Annotated in this window: 6 protein-coding genes; 4 read left to right on the top strand and 2 right to left on the bottom strand. The window is 64.9% G+C overall.

Translation table 11 applies throughout. The features are described 5' to 3' along the window. Both MKI88_RS21170 and pgi read right to left on the bottom strand, forming a co-directional pair. Window positions 1-981, bottom strand: a 981-nt coding sequence (locus tag MKI88_RS21170; protein ID WP_241633537.1) for an FAD-dependent oxidoreductase, incomplete at its 3' end; no start/stop codon positions are given. Window positions 982-1070: 89 nt separating this feature from the next. Then, complete coding sequence (gene pgi, locus MKI88_RS21165; protein WP_241633536.1) at window positions 1071-2570, bottom strand: glucose-6-phosphate isomerase; 1500 nt, start codon at window positions 2568-2570, stop codon at window positions 1071-1073. A gap of 109 nt (window positions 2571-2679) precedes the next feature. Here pgi and MKI88_RS21160 point away from each other — a divergent pair, with 109 nt between their 5' ends. The 4 genes from MKI88_RS21160 to lepB form a co-directional block, all read left to right on the top strand. Next, window positions 2680-3093, top strand: coding sequence for a MarR family winged helix-turn-helix transcriptional regulator (locus MKI88_RS21160; protein ID WP_241633535.1), 414 nt, complete (start codon window positions 2680-2682; stop codon window positions 3091-3093). Next, window positions 3090-4304, top strand: a complete 1215-nt coding sequence (locus MKI88_RS21155; protein ID WP_241633534.1) for an MFS transporter — start codon at window positions 3090-3092, stop codon at window positions 4302-4304. Before MKI88_RS21160 ends, MKI88_RS21155 begins: the two co-directional genes overlap by 4 nt. Beyond that, the gene (locus MKI88_RS21450) at window positions 4301-4426 is read left to right on the top strand and encodes a hypothetical protein (RefSeq protein WP_281063779.1); all 126 of its coding nucleotides are present in this window, start codon (window positions 4301-4303) and stop codon (window positions 4424-4426) included. The genes MKI88_RS21155 and MKI88_RS21450 overlap by 4 nt, the downstream gene beginning before the upstream one ends. A gap of 47 nt (window positions 4427-4473) precedes the next feature. Next, the coding region (gene lepB / locus MKI88_RS21150) for a signal peptidase I (protein ID WP_241633533.1) at window positions 4474-4802 on the top strand (329 nt) is incomplete at its 3' end.

Below are 4802 nucleotides of genomic sequence, written 5' to 3'. Positions count from 1 at the left end.
AAAGATCGTGTCGGCGAAGGCCTGCCCCTCGCGGATCGCGATGGGGGTGAGCTGGATACGATTGGTGACGTCGCCCACCGCATAGATGCTGTCGCAGCTGGACTTGTTGTCGGCATCGACCACGATGGCACCGTTTTCGTCGATCTCGACGCCCGCAGTCTCAAGCCCAAGCCCTGAAGTATGCGGCCTGCGCCCCGTGGCGAAGAGCACCGCATCGGCGTCGATCGGATCGCAGCCCTTGAGGAAGACTTTCAGCGAGCCATCGGCCTGCTTCTCGATCTTCTCGAACGGCGCGTTGAACTTGAAGGTGATGCCCTTCATCATCGAGATCTGGAGCAGGCGATCGCGCACCGACTCGTCATAGCCGCGCAGGATCGTGTCCGAACGGTTGACGAGCGTGACCTGGGTCCGGAACTCGTGGAAGATGCCCGCAAATTCGTTGGCGATATAGCCGCCGCCCGCGATGACGATGCGCCTGGGCAGCGCGTCGAGATGAAAGACCTCGTTCGAGGTGATGCCATGCTCGGCGCCGGGCACGTCGGGGATGATCGGCCATGCGCCCGTCGCGATCAGGATCTTGCCCGCGGTCACCGTCTTGCCCGACGCCAGCGTCACCTCATTGGGTCCGGAGACGGTCGCGCGCTCGAGGATGATCTCGACCTTGTTGTTGTTCAGCGTGTCGGTATAGGCGCGGTTGATGCGGTCCACGTCCGCCAGCACATTGTCCCTGAGCGTCGGCCAGTCGAACTTGCACTCGGGCACATCCCAGCCGAAGCGCTTGGCGTCCTGCAGATCCTCCGCGAAATGGGCGCCATAGACGAGCAGCTTCTTGGGCACGCAGCCGCGGATGACGCAGGTGCCACCGACGCGGTATTCCTCCGCGATCGCGACCTTCGCACCGTGCGCCGCCGCGACGCGCGAGGCGCGCACACCGCCCGATCCCGCACCGATTACGAAAAGATCATAGTCATAGGCGGGCATGGCAATTCCTCGATCATTGCGGTGTCGCCGCCCATCTAGGGAGCCGACCACCAACAGACAAATCGCTTTTACGCGTCAGTCTGATCGCTTCAGCCGAAGGCGCGCGCGATCAGCGCACGCGTCGATGCGTCGAAACGCTCGGTACCCTCGCTGTCGATCGACTTCGCGATCTCCTTGCCCAGCTCGACGCCAAACTGGTCGAAGGGATTGATGCCGAGCAACGCCGCGTTCACGAACACGCGGTGCTCGTAAAAGGCGATCAGCGCGCCGAGCGTCCGCGGATCCACCTGATCGAGCAGGATCGTGGTCGACGGGCGGTCTCCCGGATAGGCGCGCGCCAGATCGTCACTCTCGCGGCCCGCCATCAGCGCCGCGCCCTGCGCGAAGCAGTTCACAAGCAGCTGGCGATGGTGCGCTTCGTCCAGCGGATGGCCGGGTTCGATCGCGGCGATGAATTCAACGGGGACGAGGTGCGTGCCCTGATGGAGCAGCTGGAACACCGCATGCTGCGCATCGGTCCCGACTCCGCCCCAGGTGATCGGTGCGCTGGGCCGCGTCAGTGGCTTGCCGTCGGCGGTTACGCGCTTGCCGTTCGATTCCATCTCGAGCTGCTGGAGATAACTCGGCAGCAGGCGCAGCCGCTCGTCATAGGCGAACACCGCGCGCGTTTCGCAACCGCGCATTTGCGCATAATAGAGATCGGCAAAGGCCGCGAGCACGGGCGCGTTCTTCTCCAGCGGCGCGAGCCGGAAATGCCGGTCCATCGCGGCCGCGCCCTCGAGCAGTTCCTCGAAGGCGTCCCAGCCAAGCGCCAGAGCGGCGGGAAAGCCGATCGATGACCAGAGCGAATAGCGCCCGCCGACACTCTCGGCGAAAGGCAGCACGCGCGTCTCGTCCACACCCCATTCAAGCGCGCGGTCGGGCGAGGCGGTCAGCGCGATCACGCGGCCATAGGGGTCCTCGACGCCCGCCTCGGTCATCCATTCGAGCGCGCTCTGCGCGTTGAGCATCGTCTCGGTCGTCGTGAAGGTCTTGGAGGCAACCGCGAGCAGCGTCGCCGAGGGATCGAAACGGTTGAACGCCTCCTCGAGCGCGGCGCCGTCGACATTGGAGACGATTGCGACATCATAACGCCCCGAATCGCGGCCGAGCGCGTCGACCAGCAGATTCGGGCCCAGCGCCGACCCTCCGATGCCGACGTGGAGAATGTGCCGGATCGGGCCCAGCGCCTCTGCCTCGATCGCATCGATCAGCGCGCGCATCCGCGCGTGAAACATACGCGCCCGCGCTACGGTTTCGGCATTGCCCTCGCCCCGTTCGGCCGTGTGCTCGGCGGCGCGGCCCTCTGTGACGTTGACGGTCTTGCCCGCGAACAGCGCTTCGCGCGCGCCCGCCAGATTCATGTCCTTTGCAAGCGCGACAAAGTCGGCAACAAGTCCGGGGGTCAGATGCGTCTTGGACCAGTCGAAGCGGATTCCCGCCTCTTCGAGCGTGAACTGCGACAGACGGTCGGGCTCGGCGCCAAACAGCTCTGACAGCGTTGGCCTGTCAGCGGTTTCGAGGCGGTTCCAGGCGGTGGATTCGGTCATCAACGCATCTCCCAATCGTCGTCGCCCGCTCTAGCAAGATCGACGCGCCGTTCCAGCGAAAGCGACGCGAAGATTGACCGGCCCATCTTAGGTGCATATACACGCAACCATGCTCCCGACCGTCTGTGTATGTACCAAGCTGCGTCGTTCGGCGCGCGCCGTCACCGCGCTCTATGACGACGCACTCGCGCCCATAGGGCTGACCACGCCGCAATTCGCGCTGCTCAGGGCGCTGCAGCGCACGGGCGCCTCGCCGCTGTCGACGCTCGCCACCGCCACCGGCCTCGATCGCACGACGCTCAATCGCACGCTCCAGCCGCTTGAAACGGACAGGCTGATCTGCTCGCGGCCTGGAGCCGATCAGCGCGTGCGCATTATAGAACTGACCGGCGCAGGCATGGCGAAGCTCGCGCTGGGAACGCCGCTCTGGGAAAACGCACAACGCCGCATGGCCGATGCGCTTGGCACCGAACATGACCGGCTTTTCGCCATACTCGACCGCATAGAGGAAATTCGCGCGTGACCGCCTCCCCCCTTTCATCAATGAAGAGCCCATGGACCGTGATCCTGTGCGCCGCCGCGATCGTCACGGTGGCGATGGGCGTGCGCCAGTCGTTCGGGCTTTTCCTGCCGCAAATGAGCATGGCGCTCGATATCGGCCGGTCGAGCTTCGGGCTTGCGCTCGCGATCCAGAATCTCGTCTTCGGACTCGTCCAGCCCTTTGTCGGCGCGCTTGCCGACAGACATGGCGCAGGGCGCGTCGTGCTCGGGGGCGCCACGCTCTATACGCTCGGGCTGATCGCCGCATCCGCCGCGACCAATGCCTTTGGCATCCATCTGTCGCTGGGCCTGATCGTCGGGCTCGCCATGGCGGGATGCACCTTCACCGTCACCATGGGAGCGGTCGGGCGCGTGGTGCCCGCCGAGAAGCGTACCATGGCATTCGGCATCGTCACCGCCGGCGGCTCGGTGGGCCAGTTTCTCGTTGTGCCCGGCGCGCAGCTGCTGCTCGCCGATTTCGGTTACCGCATGGCCTTCGTCATTCTGGCCGGCCTGATCGCGACGATCGCCGCGTTCGCGATCGGCGTCGCGGGGAAGCCTGGCGCCACAACCGGGCTCGGCCCCCAGCAGTCGGCGCGCGAGGCGCTTGCCGAAGCGACGGGCGAACGCAGCTTCTGGTTGCTCAATGCCGGCTTTTTCGTGTGCGGCTTTCATATCGCCTTCATCGCCACGCATTTTCCCGCCTATCTCAACGACAAGGGTCTTGGCATCGCGATCGGCGCGACCGCACTGGCGCTGGTTGGCCTGTTCAATATCCTCGGATCGTGGTTCTTCGGCATGGCGGGGGACCGGTTGCGCAAGCAAAAGGTGCTCGCTGCCCTTTATGCAGCGCGCGCCGCGCTGATCGCACTGTTCATCATCCTGCCGCTCACGCCCGCGACCGCGCTGGGCTTCGCCGCGATCATGGGCTTCCTCTGGCTTGGCACGGTCCCGCTGACCAACGGACTGGTCGGCCAGATCTTCGGCGTGCGGCATCTTTCGATGCTCAGCGGCATCGTCTTCCTGAGCCATCAGGTCGGCAGCTTCTTCGGGGCCTGGGCGTCGGGCTTCGTCTATGACCTCAGCGGTTCGTACGATTTCGCCTGGGGCGTCTCGATCGCGCTCGGTCTGTTCGCGGCGCTGATCCATCTGCCGATCCGCGATGCGCCGGTGGCAAGGTTGCAGCCGGCATGATGCGGCTGCGCCCCCTTGCAATCGTTGCGGTCCTCGCCCCGCTGCTGCTTGTCGGCTGGCTGCTCTGGCGCGACCAGGGCGCGATGATCTGGCTGTCAGGATTCGCGGCTTATTGCTTCTGAAACCGGCGGCGCTTGATTTTGCGCGCCTTCCACAGCAAAGCGCGGACATGACCGATATCACGCCGGCCGAAGCCCTTCCCGACGCGCCGCAAAAGAAGAAGTCGGAAACGCTTGATTTCCTTGGCTTCCTGCTCAAGCTCGGGATCATCGTCTTCGTCATCCGCAGCTTCATCGCCGCGCCCTTCAACATCCCGTCCGAATCGATGATGCCGCGACTGCTCGTTGGCGACTATCTGCTCGTCTCCAAGTGGAACTATGGCTATTCGAAATACAGCCTGCCCTTCAGCGTGCCGCTGATCCCCGGGCGGATCATGGCGGACACGCCCGAACGCGGCGACGTCGTCGTGTTCAAGGCGCCCCCCAGCCAACACCAGGA

Origin of the sequence: Sphingomonas sp. LaA6.9, from assembly GCF_022601895.1 — a bacterium.
In the GTDB taxonomy this organism is placed as follows: domain Bacteria; phylum Pseudomonadota; class Alphaproteobacteria; order Sphingomonadales; family Sphingomonadaceae; genus Sphingobium_A.
The sequence above is the reverse complement of the archived record's forward strand: the minus strand, read 5'-3'. Positions and strand labels throughout refer to the sequence as shown.

Bases quoted from the DNA above. Each gene is read 5' to 3' on its own strand.
- pgi (WP_241633536.1), bottom strand. From the start codon at position 2,570: ATGACCGAATCCACCGCCTGGAACCGCCTCGAAACCGCTGACAGGCCA.
- MKI88_RS21160 (WP_241633535.1), top strand. From the start codon at position 2,680: ATGCTCCCGACCGTCTGTGTATGTACCAAGCTGCGTCGTTCGGCGCGC.
- MKI88_RS21450 (WP_281063779.1), top strand. From the start codon at position 4,301: ATGATGCGGCTGCGCCCCCTTGCAATCGTTGCGGTCCTCGCCCCGCTG.